The organism is Vibrio sp. 10N.261.45.E2 (assembly GCF_002875705.1).
Taxonomy (GTDB): domain Bacteria; phylum Pseudomonadota; class Gammaproteobacteria; order Enterobacterales; family Vibrionaceae; genus Vibrio.
The window spans coordinates 1-21,930 of the sequence record NZ_MCZZ01000123.1 but is presented as its reverse complement, the minus strand read 5'-3'; the positions used below and the strand labels follow the sequence as shown (position 1 = coordinate 21,930).

Sequence of the window (21,930 nt, the reverse complement as noted above, 5' to 3'; positions counted from 1 at the left end):
ACCATTAAACCAAAACGAAATAGGTCAGCAATGCTGGCCTATTTTTTTATCTAGAACGATAGAAGATTATTTCAGAGAGTTGTGGATCAGAAACTCTTCTTCAACGCCTTTCAATTTCATCTCATCCATAATGAAGTTCACTGTGTTCAACAAACGTTGTTCGCCTTTAGGAATTAGGTAACCGAATTGGCTATTGGTGAACGGAGTTTCACAACGAGCTGCTTCAAGGCGCTCGTCCGTTACTTGATAGAACAGACCTTCAGGGGTTTCTGTCACCATGACATCAACTTTACCTTCCGCAACGGCTTGCGGCACATCTAAGTTGTTCTCGTAACGTGTGAAGTTTGCGTTTTGCAAGTTAGCGTCTGCAAACATCTCGTTAGTGCCGCCAATATTAACGCCTACACGAACCGAAGAAAGGTTTACTTTCTCAATGCTGTCGTACTGTTCTGCTTTGCCTTTCGCAACTAAGAAACACTTACCAAAGGTCATGTAGCCCTGAGTTTGCTCTGCGTTTAATTGGCGTTGCATTTTGCGAGTAATGCCGCCCATTGCGATGTCATACTTGTCGTCATCTAGGTCGGTCAGTAGGTCTTTCCATGTGGTACGAACAATCTGTAATTCGACACCCAGCTGCTCTGCAACATGCTTAGCGACGTCAATGTCATAACCAGAGTAGGTTTTGCCGTCGAAGTAAGAAAAAGGCTTGTAGTCGCCAGTGGTGCCGACACGAAGTGTGCCTGATTTTTGAATGTCCTCTAACTGGTCAGCTTGTGCAACACCAGAAAGTGCCAGTGTAATGGAAGCAAGTAATAGTGATGTTTTTTTCATTGTAATTATCTGTTGTGTTTGTCTAGTTGTTAAAAGTAACAGAAAGAAAAGCAGAAAGAGATCAAACCATTGGAAAGTTAAAAAGAAAGTGCGATTGCAAAAAATAGAGGTAAGAAGACTCTGTCTGAAACAAGGGTGGAATGGAAAGGTTTAGGGAAGGGGACAAGACACATTAAAGTGCTATTCAGATTTAAAAGCATCAGCAACTTTAAGTGGTAAACAAAAAGCCCATGTTATCGAATAACATGGGCTTCATTATTGGTTTAACGTGTTAGATGCTTTCTTTAGCGATTGAGCTATTTAGCAACTGACTCGTTGTTCATCTTAGCCGGAGCTTTAGATGCGTTAACCAGTAGGATACCAACGGTCAGTACCATCGAACCACATAGTAGGAACAGTAAGCGTCCTGTCGGTTCGTTTGGAATCAGAGCCATTGCTAGGATACCGAAACCTGCTGTGCTGATAAGCTTACCAAGCATTGAACGCTGTTTAGTATCTAGGTTTTGTTGCTCTTCACCTTCCGCTACTAGCGGCGTGTTCCAGTTAGTGAATAGTTGGTCAACTTCTTTCTCACGCTCTGGCGTTAGGCCTTTGTAGAAGCGAGAGGTCATGATGAAGTAACCACCTGTGAACACTACGTGAGCTGCTAGGCTTAGACCAACTTTCAAGTCGCTCCATTCACGGCCAGTAAGTGCTGTTTCTAGACCAAATAGGTTCTCGATGTCTTCTGCTTGAAGAGAGATACCGAAGATGTAAGAAACGAAACCACCAACCACTAGAGTAGACCAACCAGACCAATCTGGTGTCTTACGAATCCACATACCTAGTAGTACAGGGATAAGCATCGGGAAGCCAATCAACGCACCTACGTTCATTACGATATCGAACAAGCTTAAGTGACGTAGAGAGTTGATGAATAGACCAATCGCGATGATGATGACACCCATCATGATAGTCGTTAACTTACTTACAATAACCAGCTCTTTCTGAGTCGCATTTTGACGAAGAACAGGGCTGTAGAAGTTCATTACAAAGATACCAGCGTTACGGTTCAAACCTGAATCCATAGAAGACATCGTTGCAGCGAACATTGCTGACATAAGAAGACCAACCATACCTGCTGGCATTACGTTCTGTACGAATGCTAGGTAAGCAGCATCACCGGCTTTGTCGCCCATTGATGTGTATTGCTCAGCGAACTCAGGCATGAATGCACTTACGTACCAAGGTGGTAGGAACCAAATTAGTGGACCAACAACCATAAGGATACATGCTAAGCCTGCCGCTTTACGTGCGTTTTCACTGTCTTTCGCACATAGGTAACGGTAAGCGTTGATGCTGTTGTTCATTACACCGAACTGCTTCACGAAGATGAACACAACCCAAAGAACGAAGATGCTCATGTAGTTTAGGTTGTTACCTAACATGAAGTCGCCGTCGAAATTTGCAACGATGTTAGTTAGGCCGCCACCGTGGAAGTAAGCTGCAACCGCACAAGTAATCGTAACCGCCATGATAACGAGCATTTGCATGAAGTCAGAAGCAACAACCGCCCAAGAGCCGCCCGTTACTGCCATCAATACTAGAACCATACCCGTTACCACAATGGTTGCTTCCATTGGGATGTTGAATACCGCTGCTACGAAGATAGCAAGACCATTCAGCCAGATACCCGCAGAGATAAGGCTGTCAGGCATACCTGCCTATGTGAAGAACTGTTCAGACGTTTTACCAAAGCGCTGACGAATAGCTTCGATCGCCGTTACCACACGAAGTTGGCGGAACTTTGGAGCGAAGTATATATAGTTCATGAAGTAGCCAAAAGCATTGGCTAAGAATAGGATTACAATAACGAAACCGTCATTGAACGCGCGTCCTGCGGCACCTGTAAACGTCCATGCTGAAAACTGTGTCATGAAGGCAGTTGCACCAACCATCCACCACAACATTTTGCCGCCCCCTCTGAAGTAATCACTAGTCGACGTGGTGAACTTACGGAACATCCAACCAATAGCGATTAAAAAGAAGAAGTAGGGAGAACAACAAAAGTATCAATAGTCATCTTTTCAGCCTTTTAAATATCATAATTAACTGGGCTTAGATTAACGCGTCTAAAGGTTTATTTGTACTACAATGTGTCTTTAGTATAATCTAGGTCGCATTGATTTTTAGTTAAATATTAAGAGTCGGTATAAGTTGTTGTTTTAAAGGTGTTTAGTTGAAATCTGCTTTTGATTTTGTTTTGAGCCAAACGACCTTGTAAATGTTCATATGTATTACAATATAAGCCAAAGGGGCGTAAGTAGCGGCACACATAAGATTTTAGTTATAACCGTAATAAGTGTGCTACAAAAGAGCTTAATTTTGCGACACCTTTCATGATTAAAAGTAGTTGCTATCACGTTGTTGGTATCGATATAGCTTCTTGTTTTTATGAACATATTAGATTTATCTGAGTATAGGCATTGTGTCTAGACTCTTCTTGATATCAATGTTGGTGAAGGGTGGCCATATTCTTGCTCAAATCGCGCATTGACAATGCGAGCCAGCCCCTTGTTAAGGTTTACCACCTCGTAATAGGTGTACAAGGACTAAACAAGCAGAACGAATCGTGGATCGCTTAGACACCAGTTAAGTTGGTTCTTGATCTGGCGAGGTTTGATTAGTTTGTACGACAAAAGCGATGAGTATAGGCAGGTGAAGGATTGGAGAGTTGGCATTTCTATATACAGGAGCAAGAAACGAACACACACTGCCAAATAGGTATGTGGCCACTAATACTTGGATAACAAAAAGCCCCACCGAAGTGAGGCTCTACCACTAAATCTAAAACAGATTAAGCGTTAACGTGATCAACCGCGTCACGAACAAGCTTGCCTAGTTCGTCCCACTTACCTTCGTCGATAAGGTTAGTTGGAACCATCCAAGTACCGCCACAAGCAAGAACAGAAGGGATAGATAGATATTCATCAACATTCTTCAAGCTTACGCCACCAGTAGGCATGAATTTAACTGGGTAAACCGCAGTTAGTGCTTTAAGCATGCCAGTACCGCCAGAAGGTTCAGCAGGGAAGAACTTCAACGTGCGAAGACCCATTTCCATTGCTTGCTCAACTAGGCTTGGGTTGTTAACACCCGGTACGATAGCAACACCTTTGTCGATACAGTATTGAACAGTACGAGGGTTGAAACCTGGGCTTACAATGAAATCCACACCAGCATCGATAGATGCGTCAACTTGCTCGTTAGTCAGCACCGTGCCTGAACCGATCAGCATGTCTGGGAATTCTTTACGCATGATGCGAATCGCTTCAATTGCACATTCAGTACGTAACGTGATTTCTGCACATGGCATGCCGTTTTCAACCAGTGCTTTACCTAGAGGAATAGCGTCTTCCGCGCGGTTGATAGCGATAACAGGAATTACTTTTAGGTTTGCTAGTTGTTCATTTAATGTCGTCATGAATTCTTTCTCACGTTAATTGTGGGTTTGCTTTCAACTAAGCAATCCCTTGATTAATAGTTAAAGTACGTAATTATAGTGATAAATCAGGCGTTGCTTCTAGAGGAATAACAGCACCTGGATGCTGAATCACGGTTCCCGCTACAATATGACCTGCAAATGCTGCATCACGAGCATTACCACCGCTTAAGCGCTTAGCCAAGAAGCCGGCACTGAACGAATCGCCAGCTGCTGTAGTATCTACGATATTGTCTACTGGGTTGGGAGCAACATATTGAGCACGTTGGCTTTCAACAACTAAGCAGTCTTTTGCACCACGCTTAATCACAATCTCTTTCACGCCTGCCTAAGATGTGCGCGCAATGCACTGTTCAATGCTTTCGTCGCCGTACAACTCTTGTTCGTCATCGAACGTTAGTAGAGCCGTGTCGGTGTACTTAAGCATCTTCAAGTACCAAGAAATCGCTTCTTGTTGGCTTTCCCAAAGTTTAGGACGGAAGTTATTGTCGAAGAATACCTGGCCGCCTTGAGCTTTGAATTTGTCTAAGAAGTTGAATAGCTGCGTACGTCCATTCTCTGTCAAGATAGCAAGCGTAATACCACTTAGGTAAACCGCGTCAAAAGAGGATCTAGCGGGTCGTTTGTTCCTTATTACTGAGGAATCAAAGTACCGTGACTACATCGTTGATATGCTGACTGCGTATGCGACGGTTTACCCAACATTGGAAAGCAACGTAAGCCGTGACTCTAACCCTCCGGGTAAGCTGTTCCATCAAACGTTGAACGAGAACATGTGGATGCTTTGCGCTTCTTGTGCGTACAGCTGCATTTACCACACAATCTCTGAAGAACAGAAGCGTCTGATCGAAGACGATCTTCTAAAGCAAATGATCGAAATGTTCGTTGTGACTTACGCACACGACTTCGATATCGTACACAACCACGGCTTATGGGCAGTGGCTGCAGTAGGCATTTGTGGTTACGCGATCAACGATCAAGAGTCTGTAGACAAAGCACTATACGGCTTGAAACTAGACAAAGTAAGCGGCGGTTTCCTAGCGCAACTTGACCAACTGTTTTCGCCAGACGGCTACTACATGGAAGGTCCTTACTACCACCGTTTCTCTTTGCGTCCAATCTACCTGTTCGCAGAAGCGATTGAACGTCGTCAGCCTGAAGTGGGTATCTATGAATTCAACGACTCAGTGATTAAGACAACGTCTTACTCTGTATTCAAAACAGCATTCCCAGATGGTACATTGCCAGCGCTAAACGATTCATCTAAGACGATTTCTATCAACGATGAAGGCGTTATCATGGCAACGTCTGTGTGTTATCACCGTTACGAACAGACTGAGACTCTGCTTGGCATGGCTAATCACCAACAAGATGTTTGGGTTCATGCTTCAGGTAAAACATTGTCTGACGCGGTTGATGCAGCAGACGACATCAAAGCATTCAACTGGGGTAGCCTGTTTGTAACCGACTGCCCTGAAGGAGAAAAAGGCGGCGTAAGCATCCTTCGTCACCGTGACGAGCAAGATGACGACCCTAAGACCGCAGATACCATGGCATTGATCTGGTTTGGTCAACACGGTTCTGATCACCAGTACCACTCTGCGTTAGACCACGGTCACTACGATGGTTTGCACTTAAGTGTATTCAACCGTGGCCACGAAGTACTGCACGATTACGGCTTCGGTCGTTGGGTAAACGTTGAGCCTAAGTTTGGTGGTCGTTACATCCCAGAGAACAAGTCTTACTGTAAGCAAACTGTTGCTCACAATACCGTAACGGTTGATCAGAAAACGCAGAACAACTTCAACTCAGCATTGGCTGAGTCTAAGTTTGGTCAGAAGCACTTCTTCGTAGCAGACGACAAATCTCTACAAGGGATGAGCGGCACGATTTCTGAGTACTACACTGGCGTAGACATGCAACGTAGTGTGATTCTTGCTGAACTTCCTGAGTTCGATAAGCCATTAATTATCGATGTATACCGCATTGAAGCTGATGCTGAGCACCAGTACGACCTACCCGTTCACCACTCTGGTCAAATCATCCGTACTGACTTCGATTACAATATGGAAAGCACGTTGAAGCCATTAGGTGATGACAACGGTTACCAACACCTTTGGAACGTGGCTTCAGGCAAAGTGAACGAAGAGGGCTCTCTAGTAAGCTGGCTACATGACAGCAGCTACTACAGCCTAGTAACCAGCGCTAATGCGGGCAGCGAAGTGATTTTTGCTCGCACTGGTGCTAACGATCCAGACTTCAATCTTAAGAGTGAGCCTGCGCTTATCTTACGTCAGTCTGGTCAAAACCACGTGTTTGCTTCTGTACTAGAAACGCATGGTTACTTTAACGAGTCTATCGAAGCGCCTGTAGGCGCTCGTGGTCTGGTTAAATCAGTATCTGTTGTGGGCCATAACAGTGTCGGGACTGTTGTTCGCATTCAGACTACTTCTGGCAACACTTACCACTACGGTATCTCAAACCAAGCTGAAGACACGCAGCAAGCAACTCACACTGTGGAGTTCGCGGGTGAGACATACTCGTGGGAAGGATCATTTGCTCAACTGTAAATGATTAACATACACGTCGTTTAACGATGACATGTATTGATGTGGTGCTTTGCGGGAACGAAGTACCATGTCATGTTGAGTTGTAAGGGTGTTCGCATCTGAGTAACTGAACGAAATTAATGTCGATGACAAAGAATATCGGGAATAAGTCAAACCGAGTAACTCGTTGCGAGTTGCTCGGTTTTTTTATGCGTATAGGAAAGAGGCTAATGTAATTTGGGAAGGGGAGCACTTTTAATAATCTCTGGCAGTTAATGAATTGCACTTGTAATGGTGAACCTTTCTTCCATGGTTTTGCGAGGTTGTGCTGGTGGTTTTCATACCGATACAGATAGGATTAGTTTTGAATACGGATTTATGAGTGATTTAAGATAACGTTTCTCAAAGGATGCTTTTTAAATCTCTTATTATAAAAATTTGCAGGTTGTGATTCGTTTGGATTTTACTCAATTGGCTGTAGGTTGAAATACTGTTATAGTGATCCTTAAATAATACATAAACATAACATATAAAATAAGTGAACTTATGGTTACCACTTTTAATTCAATTTCGGGCTCGAAGCGTAGCCTGCATGTGCAAGTAGCGCGTGAAATCGCTCGTGGAATATTGTCTGGCGAACTGCCACAAGGTTCTATTATTCCTGGTGAAATGGCGTTGTGTGAACAGTTTGGTATTAGCCGAACGGCACTTCGCGAAGCTGTGAAACTATTGACCTCTAAAGGTCTGTTAGAGTCCCGCCCGAAAATCGGTACTCGTGTAGTCGACCGCGCATACTGGAACTTTCTTGATCCTCAACTGATTGAATGGATGGACGGCCTAACCGACGTAGACCAATTCTGTTCACAGTTCTTGGGCCTTCGTCGCGCGATTGAACCTGAAGCGTGTGCGCTGGCGGCAAAGTTTGCTACTGCTGAACAGCGTATCGAACTTTCAGAGATTTTCCAAAAGATGGTAGAAGTGGATGAAGCGGAAGTGTTTGACCAAGAGCGTTGGACAGATATTGATACTCGTTTCCACAGCTTGATCTTCAATGCGACAGGCAACGACTTCTATCTACCGTTTGGTAATATTTTGACTACGATGTTCGTTAACTTCATTGTGCACTCTTCTGAAGAGGGCAGTACGTGTATCAACGAACACCGTAGAATCTATGAAGCTATCATGGCGGGTGACAGTGACAAGGCGAGAGTAGTGTCTGCTGCACACTTGCAAGATGCCAACCACCGTTTGGTGACTGCGTAGTAGATGCGTAATAGAAATGGTTTAAAGTACGTCTGAGCCATTTCAGATTGAAATGACAGCTTTGTTTAAAATAACGACTTAAAAGGGTATGCCAAGTGCATACCTTTTTTATTACTTACCGTTTACGAAAATTGGCTGCTTTCATATATGAAAAAAGCCAGAGACTGCTGATGGTAGGTGCAACCGCATTTATGACCCAGTTCAGCGCGTGGACATTTACTGGTGCAGCAGGTAAAGCCTTTACCGATGGGTTTGCCGTAGCGATTATCTTCATTGCTAACGCATTCGGTTACCTAATGAACTACCTTTACTTCGCTCCGAAGTTCCGCCAACTGCGCGTTGTGACGGTAATTGAAGCGATTCGTATGCGTTTTGGTAAAGTGAATGAGCAAGTGTTTACTTGGTCTGGCATGCCAAACAGCGTTATCTCTGCAGGTATCTGGTTGAACGGCCTTGCGATCATCGCATCGGGTATCTTCGGCTTTGATATGACAACGACGATTATCCTAACGGGTCTGGTTGTACTGATCATGTCAGTGACGGGCGGCTCTTGGGCGGTAATCGCATCTGATTTTATGCAGATGGTTATCATCATGGCGGTAACGGTGACATGTGCCGTAGTCGCTATTTACCACGGTGGCGGTGTTACACAGATCGTTAGCGACTTCCCAACGGATTCATTCATTACGGGTGACAACCTTAATTACATGAGCATCTTCAGCATCTGGGCTGTGTTCATTTTCTTAAAGCAGTTCAGCATTACCAATAACATGCTTAACTCTTACCGTTACCTTGCTGCAAAAGATTCAAACAACGCACGTAAAGCAGCGCTACTTGCTTGTGTACTAATGACGCTTGGTCCAATCATTTGGTTCATGCCTTCTTGGTTCATGGCAGGTCAAGGTGTTGATTTAGCAGCAGCTTACCCAGAAGCTGGCAGCAAAGCCGCTGACTTCGCTTACCTTTACTTTGTTCAAGAATACATGCCTGCAGGTATGGTTGGCCTTCTGATTGCCGCTATGTTTGCTGCGACTATGTCTTCAATGGACTCTGGTCTAAACCGTAACTCAGGTATTTTCGTTAAGAACTTCTACGAGCCGATTCTTCGCCCGAAAGCGACAGAGAAAGAGCTAATGGTGGTTTCTAAGCTAACGTCTACTTTCTTCGGTATCGCGATCATCTTGGTTGCTCTGTTCATCAACTCTCTTAAAGGTCTGAGCCTTTTCGACACCATGATGTACGTGGGCGCATTGATCGGCTTCCCAATGACAATCCCTGCATTCTGTGGCTTCTTTATCCGTAAAACACCGGATTGGGCTGGCTGGGGCACGCTAGTTGTCGGTGGTGTGGTTTCTTACTTCGTTGGTTTCGTTATCACTGCGGACATGATCCAAAACTGGTTCGGTCTAAATGAACTCACTGGTCGTGAGTGGGCAGACCTGAAAGTGGCTATCGGTCTTATCGGTCACATCGTCTTTACTGCTGGCTTCTTTGTTCTTTCAACTCTGTTCTACAAGCCTTTGGCTGAGCACCGTGAGAAAGACGTAGACAAGTTCTTCAACAACCTAGCAACACCATTGGTTGCTGAAAGTAACGAACAGAAGAAACTGGATAACAAGCAACGTCGTATGTTGGGTTCACTTATCGCTGTTGCGGGTGTGGGCGTAATGACAATGTTCGTACTGCCAAACCCAATGTGGGGACGCATGGTATTCGTTCTGTGTGGCTTGATTGTATTCTCTGTTGGTTTGCTGCTTGTTAAAGCGGTCGATGACAAAGTCGAGAAGCAAGACGAAGTGACTCCGGCAGAAAGCTAGTTTAATACGCATCCTAAATAACATCACGGCCACCTGAATGGGTGGCCGTCATTTTTCAAATCCAAACTTTAACGTGAGATGTACAATGAACAAAAAACTATTATCGGTAAGCATTATTAGCGCGTTCACGCTCGCTTTTGCAACAGGCTGTACAACACAAGAAAACACAGCGCCAGTCGTCAGTGTTACTGAACAAGCAGCCGCGCTTAAAGCACAATTTGAAAACCTAAATGATGGCGACGAAGTGGTTATCCCTGCGGGTAAATACGCGAACTTAGGTCAAGTGACGATTACCGCTAATGATATCACCATCAAAGCTGAGCAAGCAGGTTCTGTGTGGATCACTGGTTTGATCCAATTTGAACTGAAAGGCAATGACATCACGCTTGATGGCTTGGTATTTACTGAGGGCGGTCCTAATGAACGCTTTGGTGCAGTACGTATGATGGGTAATGGCAACACGCTTCAAAACTCAACATTCTACTACTTCAACCATGATTACACTTACGAGCCAGACGAGCGTCGTTCTGAGTATCCAAAGTACCTATGGGTTTCTCTATGGGGTAAAGACGGTAAAGTGATCAACAACCGTTTCGAAGGTAAGCAAAAGCGCGGTACTTTGATTGGTGTTCAAAAGGATGACACGTCAGACAACCACCTGATCGCTAACAACATCTTTATGGATCAAAAGCCAAACCAGTTTAATGAATTCGATATCAAAGAAGCGATTCGTTACAACGGCAACAGTTGGGAAGCGATCCGTATCGGCGATTCTAAATCTTCACAGTGGGATTCAAGCTCTAAGTTTGTAAACAACCTAATGATCGATATGGATGGTGAGCGTGAGCTTATCTCTATTAAGTCGGGCGACAACACAATTTCAGGTAACACCATCTTCCAAAGTGCGGCATTGATTTCACTGCGTCACGGCAAAGGTAATACGGTTGAGAACAACATGATCTTGGGTAACGAGAAGCGCTTAACCGGCGGTATTCGTATCTACGATGAAGACCATGTAATTCGCAACAACTACATTGCGAACACTCGTGGCCGTGATGGTGTGATTGAAGGCAATGCTGACCTGCGTGGTGGTATCGTGATTAACACTGGTATCATCGATGTGGCGAACGGTGAACAGCTTGATCAATCGGTGAAAGGCAAAGAGCTGAATAAGCAGTGGACGCCGAAAAACATCACCATTGAAAACAACTCTCTAGTCGATACTGAGTGGGGCATTGTTTACGGTAACCAAAGCCACCGTGTCAGCCTGTTTAACAACGCAGAAGTTGAAGGCATCTACGCAGGTGTAGATGTGTGGCATTCAAACACAACGTGGTTGATAACTCGCAGTCACCTGAGTTTGTAAGTGTGCGCGCAACGCAAGACTTCCCATTAGTGGGTGCTACTTACACAGACGAAACATACGTAGGTCAAGTAACGGATTCTGAACTGATTGAAGGCTACTCGGTTGAGCTGCCAAAAATGACGGTTGAGAATGGAATTAACGCTTACCAAGGTGAAGGTGCAGATGTATCTAAGCTTGCGGTAGTGACGGCTGAAACAGCGGGACCAAGCTACGTGCTTGAGAATACGACTAAGTAGCTTAATGCTAAATGCTTAACGGTCTGGGTTATCAAATATATTCACGATAGCTGTCTTAGCCGTTAACACCTAAAAAGCCTCAACGGATATGTCTGTTGAGGCTTTATTGATCTTAGGTCTTGATTACCTCGATCTCACGTTGTGGCTACTGTGATTTATATTTATGCAGCAGATCCCAAGGGATATGACATAAGTGGCGATCTTCAGGGAAATGGCTGAGGTGATGCTGGTGGATCTCATCACTCGCGACATAGTGAGTTAACGGCAGTATCTCAAGGGCGATACGTTCGGCATCATCTCTGGAAGCGATAAAGTGCTCAGCTTCTGTTAAGTGTTCTGCATTGGTGCTGTATACACCAGTGCGGTACTTCTCTCCGACATCGTCACCTTGTTTATTTACGCTGTAAGGGTCGATAATCTCAAACAAGTGTTCCATCAGAATTGTTACTGACGTGACGCTTGGATCAAATTCAATTCGTACGCACTCTGCGTAACCGTCGTAATCACTTTGTGTCGTAAGGTTTTCTGTTAGCTGCGCGCTTCCATTGGCACGGCCTGCTTCTGTGCCGACAACGCCAGGAACGTACTTAATAAATTCTTGTACGCCCCACAAACACCCGCCGGCTAAATAAATTTGTTCCATACTTTTCTTTGAGCCCTCTGTGTTTGTTGATGTTCGTTAGGTACGTGAATCAATACGATGATACCCGCACGTATAAAAAAGCGTCTATAAAAATAAGCGAGCACATAAAAACAAGCGCTTAAGCATTGTAAACCAGTGCGACAGAACAAACATAAGTTAAATATGGCTTTTGATCGTGTAAGTCAGCATTGCTTTGTCATCAACCCGAATCTCAATATCAAGTGAGCGTTACTCTAAACATGTTTGATCAAATAAAAGACTTCATTAACCCGAGTAAGAACCCAGACCTGACTCAGGCGCACGAATATCAGCGCAAGCATCTACCAACCCTGTGGTTGTTGGGAAAAACGGGGGCGGGCAAGTCATCGTTTATCCAAGCGATCACGGGTGACTCTTCTGTTGAAGTTGGGAATGGTTTTGCTCCTTGTACCATGACGGCAATGTCGTATGAGTTTCCCCAAGACAAACCGGTAATGCGCTTTCTCGATACCAGGGGTTTAAGTGAAGCGAATTACGATGCGAAAGAGGATCTTGAAGAAATTGGTTTGGCGGGTAATGCGTTAGTCGTGGTGATGAAAGCCGATGAACCTGAACAATCTGCGGTGCTTGCAGCTCTAAAACAGATTAAGAAGCAAAAGAAGATTAAACACTTGTTGCTTGTTCATACTGCGGTGTTGTCTTCCAGCGAAGCAGACCGAGCAAGACAGATTCAGTTTAACACCAACCAAGTCGAGAAGGTTTGGGGCAAGGGGCTAGAGTCGGTAGCGGTTGATTTTGAAACTGAGGATGGTTCGGTTTACAACTACGGCATCTTGTTAGAAAAGTTGACCAGCATTCTTCCTGTGATCGGCATGATGGTGCAAGACAAAGAACACTCGACTCAAGAAGAAGCCAATTTTGATCAAGTCGAAAACGAAGTGCTTTGGTATGCGGGAAGTGCCGCAGCAAGTGATCTTATTCCGGGTGTTGGTTTGGTTTCTGTGCCTGCGATTCAAGCGAAAATGCTTCATAGCTTGGCAAATCAATATGGGGTTGAGTGGAATAAAAGAGTCTTTAGTGAGTTGATAGGTACTTTGGGAAGCAGCTTCGCATTGCAATACGGAATGAAATTGGGCACTCGACAGTTGATAAAATTGATTCCAGTTTATGGTCAAACAGTAGGTGCGGTTGCTGTTGCGGCAATGAGTTTTGGCACCAGTTATGGTTTAGGTCGGGTGGCTTGTTTTTACTTCTATCATAAGAACAAAGGCGAAGAAGTGTCTGAACAAGAGATGCAGAAGATCTATAAAGAATCCCTGAAAAAAGGAAAGGCGGCATCGGGCTATGAAGAAAATTAGAAACCTATTTCGATTACTGGCGGTGCTATCGAGCGGACGTTGGGGTATTGTGCTGATTTCGGCAATCTTTCCAAGCCTCATCATGATGGGCTTTGGTGTCTTTTTGGCGATCAAATACGGTTATCTACTAGAGATGTCGATTGCTATTGCCGTGAGCACCTTGGTGTTCACCATTCCTCTGTTTATTTCTAGCCGCTCTTCACGCGATTCTTCACACCATTCTCCAAGTCAATCCTTCTCACATAAAGAGAGTGATGACCTTGGAGAAGGTGCTTCTGAATCTGAACCACAACTTAATAAAACAGATATCAACGATGCATTGGTTAAGGCTTCGAGTGATTGGTCTCAAAAAGAATTGTTGATTTGGAATGAATCCAAACGCCATGTACGCCAGCAATTAATGGTCGATGTAGAGTGGGGGAATCTAGACCAAACCGGTTTAGAGGTGCTCGAATTTGTCGCGAAAAAGTTTGATAAGAAATCGCTCGATTTTTCAATCCCTGAAGGGCTAAAGCTGTTCGAAGAGGTTAGCCGACGCTACAAGCTGGTGGTACGAGAGCATATACCGGGCATTGAGTATCTTAAGGTGTCTTACATCAAAGCGGGCTACGAAGCCTATGACAAATATGGCGAGTTAGGGCAGAAGATCGTTAAGGCTGCCATTTGGGGTAATCACCTTAAAAACCTGTATTTGAACCCATTGAAAGTGATTTCCGATTTGGGTCGAGAACAAGCGACCGCATCGATGACAAGAGGTGTGGTTGATGACATGCAATACGCCGCCAAACAAGCCTTGTTAGATGAAGTCGCTGCGGTGGCGATTGACCTCTACAGCGGACGTTTTAGCATCGAAGATGAAGCACTGAAAGCGTCCGACGTTTCTGAAATCGATGAACAACGTTTTGCTCCAGAGCTAGAACCTGTGCGGATCGTGCTGGTGGGGCAGACGAGTTCTGGTAAGTCTTCCCTTATCAATGCACTTAAGCAAGAGTTGGTTGCAGAAGTGGATGTACTGCCATCGACTGACACTTCAACGGTTTACAATGCGTTTGTCGATGATAATGATGTGCGAGTTGTTGATCTTCAAGGGCTTGATGGCAACCCTAAAGTTGAAGCCTTAACGCTGACAGAGATGACCCAAGCTGATGTGGTGTTATGGGTACTTAAAGCTAATCAATCTGCACGTGATTTAGATAAGCAGTTGAAAGATAAGTTTGATGCTTTCTATGACGATTCTAAGAACATCTCACGTAAGAAACCGATTGTGGTGTCGGTTGTCAACCAAGTCGATAAGTTAAAACCTGTTGATGAATGGCAGCCTCCGTATGACTTAGATAACCCAACATCGGCTAAAGCAAAGATCATTGTTCAAGCGCTCGAATACAATCAAATCCTATTACAGTCCGATGTTGCTCTGCCGCTGGCGATTGCGCCAGAAAAGGTACAGTTTGGTTTGGACACTTTAAGGCAGACGTTGCTCGAACGTATCGCTGACGCAAACAACGTTCAGAGAAATCGCCAACGTTTAGAAGCAATGAAAAGAGGCACGTCGGTTAAAGGCCAACTGAATAAAGCGGTCAAGGCGGGTAAGAAAGTTGCTCCCAGTGCATTGAAAGCGGCGACACCGAAACTGGCTGAAATGGCCATCAAGCAAGCAGTTAAGAAAAAATAACCTGCGACTGCTTCTACAATACGGTTCTGATGAAGGTTTGAATCTCATCAGAACCTCAGATTTCTTGAAGGTAGCTTTTTGACAGTGGTTTTTGAAAAGTGGCTTTTGGAAGATAGTTTTTAGAAAACAGCTATCTTTGACTTTTATTAGAGAAGCATAAACTTAAAAGTCTCAGTTATTATAAACTCTCTCGCTGAACTAGTTTAATAGTATATAAAGGGTTGGAATTCACAGTTTATATAACATACGAGCGTATTTTGATTTCCGATTCTAAATACTGATCACATTTATACTTTTATCATCTTTATTTATAAAACAATTGCACTATATTTAAATTTCGGATCATCTTGATTTCAACGTAGGGATATATTGTGAACATGTATCTGAAATGGCAATCAACAGCATGGCTAACCTTGTTAGCTTGGTATACCTTAGATCATCAGCTCTCGTTTCACCTCTCTTCAGAGTAGTACCCTCTAGGCGTCACGCGCCAGCAAAGCAGCGTGCTTTGTTTACCTATCAGCAGCTTTGATAACCTTTGAACACATGAATGTCGCACTTATTATTCCGTGCAGGGTATTCGTTGTTATGTCGTTTTCGTTAATTATCTTAGCCTCTGTTTAGGTTTGATTAATAAGTCATTATTTAACTTTTTTATTTTCACTGTTAATTGTTCGCGTGTCTTTATACGGATCGATTAATTTAATGGTGAGGATTCGTGACATCTAAAGAAAGTATATTTCGACCTGATCGGAATGTATTGAAAGGTATTATTATGGAAAACTTCAAACATCTACCAGAACCGTTTCGTATTCGTGTTGTAGAGCCAGTAAAAAGAACAACTCGCGCTTACCGTGAGCAAGCCATTATCGAAGCGGGTATGAACCCATTTCTACTCGACAGTGACGATGTGTTTATCGACTTACTGACAGACAGCGGTACAGGATCTATCACTCAACGCATGCAAGCCGCAATGCTAATGGGCGATGAAGCTTACAGTGGTAGTCGCAGTTACTACGCATTGTCGAATGCGGTTAAGGATATCTTCGGTTACGAGTTGACCATTCCTACTCACCAAGGACGCGGTGCTGAGCAAATCTACATTCCTGTTCTTATCAAGAAGCGTGAAATGGAAAAGGGGCTCGATCGCAGCAAAATGGTTGCTCTGTCGAATTATTTCTTCGACACCACACAAGGTCATACCCAAGTGAATTGCTGTGTCGCGAAGAACGTTTACACCAAAGAAGCGTTCGATACATCAGTGAACGCGGATTTCAAAGGTAACTTCGATGTGGTCAAGCTGGAAGAAGCCATCTTAGAAGCGGGCGCAACTAACGTTCCTTACATCGTGAGCACCATTACCTGTAACTCTGCTGGTGGCCAACCAGTGTCTATCGCCAACCTAAAAGCGGTTTATGAAATTGCCCAGAAGTACGATATCCCAGTAATTATGGATTCTGCGCGTTACGCTGAAAATGCCTACTTTATTCAGCAGCGCGAAGCGGGTTATCAAGATTGGACAATCGAACAGATCACACGAGAGTCTTATAAATACGCGGATGGTTTGGCTATGTCTGCCAAGAAAGACGCCATGGTACAAATGGGCGGTTTGCTGTGCTTTAAAGACGACTCTTTCATGGACGTGTACACAGAATGTCGAACCTTGTGTGTTGTGCAAGAGGGCTTCCCAACCTATGGTGGCTTAGAGGGAGGGGCGATGGAACGCCTTGCAGTTGGCCTTTATGACGGCATGCGTCAAGATTGGTTGGAATATCGTATTGGTCAGGTTCAATACTTAGTCGATGGCTTAGAAGCGATAGGTATTGTGTGTCAGCAAGCAGGCGGTCATGCTGCGTTTGTGGACGCGGGCAAATTGCTTCCTCATATTCCTGCAGGTCAGTTTCCTGCACATGCTCTGGCGTGTGAACTGTATAAAGTCGCGGGTATAAGAGCGGTTGAGATTGGTTCGTTACTGCAAGGTCGTGACCCAGTAACGGGCGAGCAACATCCATGCCCTGCAGAACTATTGCGTCTTACCATTCCTAGGGCGACTTACACACAAACTCATATGGATTTCATTATCGAAGCATTTGAAAAAGTAAAAGAGAACGCGAGCAAGGTCAAAGGGCTCGACTTTACCTACGAACCACCTGTGCTAAGGCACTTCACTGCGCGTTTGAAAGAGGTCGAAACCAGTGAAAAGCCAACAGAAAAAAAGAATGAACAAACGCTCGAAGAAGCATTTTAAAATAACAATATAAGCGAATAGTCATCAGAACCATAATTAAAGGCTCCTTTGGAGCCTTTTGTTTTTCGAGTCTGGTTCAGGGGGGGGATTAGCGGTTGGGTTCGAATGGGCCGATTTTAGCTAGGTTAGATTACTTGTTTTTCAGGGTTGCTTTCAGTATTCGTAATAACCACTGATTTAGCGGTGCATCTTGTTGCGAACGGCGGCAGCTCATCACATAGCTCACCTCAATGGCCAGTATTTCAGGTAGATCTATACTGCGGCAGCCCTCTGGCACGCTACCACTAAGTGTGATGCCATAATAGTCAGACTTGAGGACCACATCGTGAATCATCGCAGGGTGGTCGACTTCTACTTTTGGAGTTACGTCGAACCCTATGTTTCGAAGGCGCTCAAGGATAGGGTATTTGTTGTCATTCCACCCCGGGGTTTTAAATAGAACCGTTGGAAAATTTGCCAGTGACGCGAACTCTTTCGCGGGGTGAGCATCCCTTACAAAGAACACCACTTTTTCTTTTCCGAACTCCATTTGAGAAATCGACTGTGGCATAGTTTCATCAAAGTAGTGAACCGCGATTGATTCTTCGCCGTCAATCAATCGGTTCTTAACATTGCTTCCCCATCGAACAAATGAATAGTTTGCGTGCGGCGCTTGTTTACTCAAAGCAAAGTAGAGCTTCGAGCCAAAGCGCTCCCAAAATAGCGTATTCGCGTAGATCTTTATGTCGCCTTGGTAGGACTCTGGGGAAAACTCTTGGTGTTTTATGGACTCGATGCTACTGAGTATTTGTTCAAAATTACCGATATTACTTTCAACAAATGTTGTGGGTTCAAACCCTTGCTTAGATTGAATGAACAAAGGATCACCGAGTTGGGCTTTGAGCTTGGCTAGGTTTTTACTGATCGCTCCCGGCGTTTTACCTAATGACTCCGCCACTAAGCTAACATTACGCAGTTCATACATTCGCTTTATAACAAGGATATTTTGAATATCTAGATTGAGGTCCACAGGCTCTCCAAATCGGTCCTTAATAGGCAGAAATTATGTGACCTCAATATCATAGTGGTAATGCCAAACTTTTAAGACAGCACAGCGTCAGAACTTCGCTAATCTCTTGATTTTCCATTTGGTAAATCTTGCTTTTCCTCGAATGGTCCATGTTCGATTGTTAAAGTTACTCCAACAAAAACACAGATACCAAACGAACAAAGAATTAAAAATACAACGAGGTGATGTATGAACAAGTTAATCGCACTTGGATTGATGGCTCTATCAATGAACACAGCTTTCGCAGCTGACGGTACTTATGCGAGTACTCTCGATATGACGAGAAGCGAAGGTAATCAAGTAAAGGCTGAGCGTGTTGAATCTGAGCCAGTACTAGAAGGGCGAAATGAAGCTTCTAACGGTGGAATCCAATTCCCAAAAAACGTTGATCAAAACCAACCGATCCAACTTACAGGTCGTCGTGATTAACGTTTAAAGTGTGCTTACCACTTTAAACGTGCTTACCATTGTCATGAGAAATGCTGTGCCTTCGGGTACAGCGTTTTTCGTTTTAGAGTCTTTTATAAAATTCAGCCATCTAGCCTTGGCAGTATCTGTAACCTGTGGCATTTTGTTTTTCTATTAACGTTAACTTGCGACTGGGTGTGTGCTCGAATGACGCACCAGTAAACAAAGACTCGAAAAGGACTAGCAATGAATCGAAAAGAAGCGGGAATGATTCGTCATATTTTACTGATTAAGTTTAAACAAGATGCTGAAGCTTCTGAAATAGAGAAACTGAAAGAACTGTTTGAAGCAATGCCAAATAAGGTCGAAGGAGTCACTTCAGTAGAGTGGGGGCTAAATGACAGCCCTGAGAACAAGAATCAAGGTTATACCCACTCGGTGTTAATGACGTTCGCCGATGAAGAAGGCCGCCAGAATTACCTTCCGCACCCAGAACATGACGCGCTAAAAGATGTGTTTCGTCCGCTTCTGGACGACATCATTGTGTTTGATTACTCCCTGTAAGCAGCTTGTCAGTATGTCTGTTGTGTTTTACTGACCTTCGATAATGAAGAGTTAGGGCTTAGTGATTAAGCCCTAACTCAATAAGAAACGATCTACTCTGTAGGCGCAATCGTGACTGGTGCAAAAGATGCGACAGTATTTCCGCCAGCGCCCGGACGGTCTACATAAGGCGTGTTTTGCACTAAGGTGTAGTACACGTCCACAAAGTCGTCATCATTGACTAATACGCCATATTTGAGAGGTTCGCTCTAACTCAATCTAAACGTAACGTTAGGCTAGAGTAGTTCGAGTATCCGCGCAGTAAAACATGATAGGTGACGCCAGGTTGCGCACTCACACTGCACTGCTCATTGTTGCCAGCGCGATAAGGGCGACAGTCGTAACTCGATGTAGTTGGCTTGCTGCCCGATTTCACGTAAAGGTCAGCATCGCCTGAACCGCCAGACATTGAAACCGTAACGCTTGATGCAGAATCCACAGTGAAGGTGTAGAAGCTCTCTGAGGATTGAGTCCCGCTTAGGTTTGCAATCGGTGTGCCTTTCGTTAGCACATTGCCCGTTGGCGGCGTTACACCACAGCTCGCATTCACGCCTACAGTGTTGAATGCATCTTCAACATCGGCAACCACATACCCCATGTCTGCTGCGGCTTTCGCAACGCCACACGCACCGGCATCAAAGGTACTGTTTGCCGTCCAATACAGTTGGTTTGCGACTGTGAATATTTCAAAGCCCTTGCGTACATTCCAACCCGATTTGTTTGCTAAAAGGTAAAAGGCGCGGTTATAAACACCGCTAGACAAGTGAACGTTCAAACCATCGTAGTATTCTGAGGCGTGGTCAATCGAGCGTCCATCTTTTGAGGGTTGATCAAAGTAACGCAAGCCACCTTCCGATTTGAATATGTCGCTACCGACAATCCAATCCACATTGCCACGTAAATAGTATTCAGCCGCTTCGCCCGCAATATCGGAGAAAGCTTCGTTAATACCGCCCGACATGTTTCTGTAGACAAGCCCTGAGTTCTGCTCTGTGAAACCGTGGCTGACTTCGTGAGCGCTCACGTTAATATCGACCAATGGATAGAAGGTGCTGCCACCATCGCCAAAGGTCATTGATGTACCATTCCAGAAAGCGTTTTCATAATCGGTGCTGTAATGAACTCGCATTGTCAGCTGGAAAGTTAAAGGTGACGTATTCATCCACTCTTTGTACATATCGAATACGACATTACCAAAGTAGTGTGCATCGTTAAGAGGCGAGTAAGCCCCGTTGATGTATTTATGATCGGTGTAGTTAGTTCCGTCGGCACAGTTGTAGCTGTAGGCTGCGCTGCCAGAGGTTCCATGATTCAAGTTGACTGTCTTAACCGAATCGTTTTCTAACGTACAAGTTGTGCCTGTTTTGTCGATGGGAAAGCTAGGGAAGTCACTGCCATATTCATATCGAGTGGTTTTGAGGTTGCCACCGGGGCCAGTACCTAATGCTTTAGCGTGGTTTAGTCCATTCCATTTTTGGAGTACATCGCCAGTCGTGGCATCAATAAAGTAGAAAGGGCGCTCTGGCATTGAGGACGAGATAAAGAAATCGACCAGGTACACCACTTGCGCGGTTTGGTTCTCATCCAATCTCACCATCAGTTTCGCGTTTTTATTTTTAATCGACTTTTTGCCGACGGTAAACGTGCGGTGAGCAGACAATGCGGCTTCTATCGCTTGCTCTTGATTCAGTTTTGGCGCGATGCTGGATAGGTCACCACTGATCCCCTGTGCCATGGAACCAAATACCTGAGTGGGTTGGTTCTTGGAAAGGGTGGCCACGACCGAAGTATCAAAGACGGGTAAACCTAAGTGGGTTTGTTGGTAGCGGACTTTCGTTTTTCCATTGGGCAATACCACCCGTTTCACTTCAGAAAAACCTAATTCAAGTGGAGCAACACTCTTCGACTGAGCGACGAGGCTTTGTTGTAGTAATGCATCATTATCGACTCTGACCATTTCTGCAGCGTGTGCATTAAAGCCAAAAGATGTACCTAGAATAGCTGCTATTTTCCAGCTTAGTAGACGTTGTTGGTTCATTTTTCGTTCCTGATTTTAATATAAACTCCTTCTTCCCAACGGCTTTATAGGAAGTCTATATGCAACACGCTGATGCCATGTGTTGCGAATCAAGATTGGAAGAGCATTTGGAATTATGACAAGTTTATCAGGGAGATTTATTTTTAGAGTATGTAATTCAAAGTTTACAAAAAACATTATTGATCAAATTGTTTTTATAAAATCTAAGTTTGTTATTTATCGTAAATGTATGATAGTGCGGGAATTATTAAAACCTGCTTTGTTTTAATTTATAGAATAACTTTATCTAAGCTAACTTCGATATTTTTTGGTTTTTACCTTAGTTATAAAATGGTAAATAACTGGATTTTTTTAAGTAGAAATACTGTCTTTACCCCCTCTGGCAGGGTA

At 44.2% G+C, this 21,930-nt stretch carries 12 protein-coding genes and 5 pseudogenes; 9 read left to right on the top strand and 8 right to left on the bottom strand.

Going from position 1 to position 21,930, the window contains the following annotated elements; genetic code table 11:
• Positions 1–66: 66 nt before the first annotated feature.
• The 4 genes and pseudogenes from BCT34_RS11470 to BCT34_RS11455 form a co-directional block, all read right to left on the bottom strand.
• Entirely contained in the window at positions 67–831 is a 765-nt protein-coding gene (locus tag BCT34_RS11470; RefSeq protein ID WP_076652604.1) for a transporter substrate-binding domain-containing protein, read from the bottom strand.
• 296 nt (positions 832–1,127) lie between these two features.
• Positions 1,128–2,893, bottom strand: a pseudogene (locus tag BCT34_RS11465) (transporter).
• Between the two features lie 774 nt (positions 2,894–3,667).
• Positions 3,668–4,294 carry a bifunctional 4-hydroxy-2-oxoglutarate aldolase/2-dehydro-3-deoxy-phosphogluconate aldolase gene (locus BCT34_RS11460; protein WP_076655415.1) on the bottom strand — a complete coding sequence of 209 codons (627 nt, stop codon included), beginning with the start codon at positions 4,292–4,294 and terminating at the stop codon, positions 3,668–3,670.
• Positions 4,295–4,367: 73 nt separating this feature from the next.
• A pseudogene (locus BCT34_RS11455) lies at positions 4,368–4,919 on the bottom strand (PfkB family carbohydrate kinase); the annotation flags it as partial.
• 1 nt (position 4,920) lies between these two features.
• Between BCT34_RS11455 and BCT34_RS11450 the strand changes: the two are divergent.
• The 4 genes and pseudogenes from BCT34_RS11450 to BCT34_RS11435 all read left to right on the top strand — a co-directional run.
• Positions 4,921–6,882 (top strand): annotated as a pseudogene (locus BCT34_RS11450) (heparinase II/III family protein); the annotation flags it as partial.
• A 525-nt stretch (positions 6,883–7,407) separates the two neighbouring features.
• Positions 7,408–8,124: a FadR/GntR family transcriptional regulator gene (locus BCT34_RS11445; RefSeq protein ID WP_076655418.1), complete on the top strand. Its 717-nt coding sequence runs from the start codon at positions 7,408–7,410 to the stop codon at positions 8,122–8,124.
• A gap of 170 nt (positions 8,125–8,294) precedes the next feature.
• Positions 8,295–9,941, top strand: a complete 1,647-nt coding sequence (locus BCT34_RS11440; RefSeq protein ID WP_076655421.1) for a transporter — start codon at positions 8,295–8,297, stop codon at positions 9,939–9,941.
• Between the two features lie 85 nt (positions 9,942–10,026).
• A pseudogene (locus BCT34_RS11435) lies at positions 10,027–11,543 on the top strand (polysaccharide lyase 6 family protein).
• A gap of 145 nt (positions 11,544–11,688) precedes the next feature.
• Here the strand turns inward: BCT34_RS11435 and BCT34_RS11430 are convergent.
• Positions 11,689–12,186 carry a peptide-methionine (S)-S-oxide reductase gene (locus tag BCT34_RS11430; RefSeq protein ID WP_076655424.1) on the bottom strand — a complete coding sequence of 166 codons (498 nt, stop codon included), beginning with the start codon at positions 12,184–12,186 and terminating at the stop codon, positions 11,689–11,691.
• Positions 12,187–12,425: 239 nt separating this feature from the next.
• Here BCT34_RS11430 and BCT34_RS11425 point away from each other — a divergent pair, with 239 nt between their 5' ends.
• The 3 genes from BCT34_RS11425 to tnaA all read left to right on the top strand — a co-directional run bounded on the left by BCT34_RS11425 (position 12,426) and on the right by tnaA (position 17,443).
• Complete coding sequence (locus tag BCT34_RS11425; protein WP_076655427.1) at positions 12,426–13,523, top strand: GTPase; 1,098 nt, start codon at positions 12,426–12,428, stop codon at positions 13,521–13,523.
• On the top strand, positions 13,510–15,195 hold the full coding sequence (locus tag BCT34_RS11420) for a GTPase (protein WP_076655430.1): 1,686 nt from the start codon (positions 13,510–13,512) through the stop codon (positions 15,193–15,195). The genes BCT34_RS11425 and BCT34_RS11420 overlap by 14 nt, the downstream gene beginning before the upstream one ends.
• 775 nt (positions 15,196–15,970) lie before the next feature.
• On the top strand, positions 15,971–17,443 hold the full coding sequence (gene tnaA, locus BCT34_RS11415; protein ID WP_076655433.1) for a tryptophanase: 1,473 nt from the start codon (positions 15,971–15,973) through the stop codon (positions 17,441–17,443).
• 130 nt (positions 17,444–17,573) lie between these two features.
• Here the strand turns inward: tnaA and BCT34_RS11410 are convergent, their stop codons facing one another.
• Complete coding sequence (locus BCT34_RS11410) at positions 17,574–18,452, bottom strand: LysR family transcriptional regulator (protein WP_076655436.1); 879 nt, start codon at positions 18,450–18,452, stop codon at positions 17,574–17,576.
• Between the two features lie 228 nt (positions 18,453–18,680).
• Between BCT34_RS11410 and BCT34_RS11405 the strand changes: the two genes are divergently transcribed.
• A complete protein-coding gene (locus BCT34_RS11405; protein ID WP_076655439.1) occupies positions 18,681–18,920 on the top strand; it encodes a hypothetical protein in 240 nt (79 codons plus the stop codon).
• Positions 18,921–19,145: 225 nt separating this feature from the next.
• Positions 19,146–19,463: a Dabb family protein gene (locus tag BCT34_RS11400; RefSeq protein WP_174571161.1), complete on the top strand. Its 318-nt coding sequence runs from the start codon at positions 19,146–19,148 to the stop codon at positions 19,461–19,463.
• A 92-nt stretch (positions 19,464–19,555) separates the two neighbouring features.
• On the opposite strand, the pseudogene BCT34_RS11395 reads toward BCT34_RS11400, so the two are convergent.
• Positions 19,556–19,693 (bottom strand): annotated as a pseudogene (locus tag BCT34_RS11395) (DUF3103 family protein); the annotation flags it as partial.
• Positions 19,694–19,716: 23 nt separating this feature from the next.
• Positions 19,717–21,540, bottom strand: a complete 1,824-nt coding sequence (locus tag BCT34_RS11390; RefSeq protein ID WP_076655442.1) for a M4 family metallopeptidase — start codon at positions 21,538–21,540, stop codon at positions 19,717–19,719.
• Between the last annotated feature and the right edge of the window lie 390 nt (positions 21,541–21,930).

Coding starts and splice junctions, on each gene's coding strand:
- BCT34_RS11470 (WP_076652604.1), bottom strand. CDS start 831: ATGAAAAAAACATCACTATTACTTGCTTCCATTACACTGGCACTTTCT.
- BCT34_RS11460 (WP_076655415.1), bottom strand. CDS start 4,294: ATGACGACATTAAATGAACAACTAGCAAACCTAAAAGTAATTCCTGTT.
- BCT34_RS11445 (WP_076655418.1), top strand. CDS start 7,408: ATGGTTACCACTTTTAATTCAATTTCGGGCTCGAAGCGTAGCCTGCAT.
- BCT34_RS11440 (WP_076655421.1), top strand. CDS start 8,295: ATGGTAGGTGCAACCGCATTTATGACCCAGTTCAGCGCGTGGACATTT.
- BCT34_RS11430 (WP_076655424.1), bottom strand. CDS start 12,186: ATGGAACAAATTTATTTAGCCGGCGGGTGTTTGTGGGGCGTACAAGAA.
- BCT34_RS11425 (WP_076655427.1), top strand. CDS start 12,426: ATGTTTGATCAAATAAAAGACTTCATTAACCCGAGTAAGAACCCAGAC.
- BCT34_RS11420 (WP_076655430.1), top strand. CDS start 13,510: ATGAAGAAAATTAGAAACCTATTTCGATTACTGGCGGTGCTATCGAGC.
- tnaA (WP_076655433.1), top strand. CDS start 15,971: ATGGAAAACTTCAAACATCTACCAGAACCGTTTCGTATTCGTGTTGTA.
- BCT34_RS11405 (WP_076655439.1), top strand. CDS start 18,681: ATGAACAAGTTAATCGCACTTGGATTGATGGCTCTATCAATGAACACA.
- BCT34_RS11400 (WP_174571161.1), top strand. CDS start 19,146: ATGAATCGAAAAGAAGCGGGAATGATTCGTCATATTTTACTGATTAAG.
- BCT34_RS11390 (WP_076655442.1), bottom strand. CDS start 21,540: ATGAACCAACAACGTCTACTAAGCTGGAAAATAGCAGCTATTCTAGGT.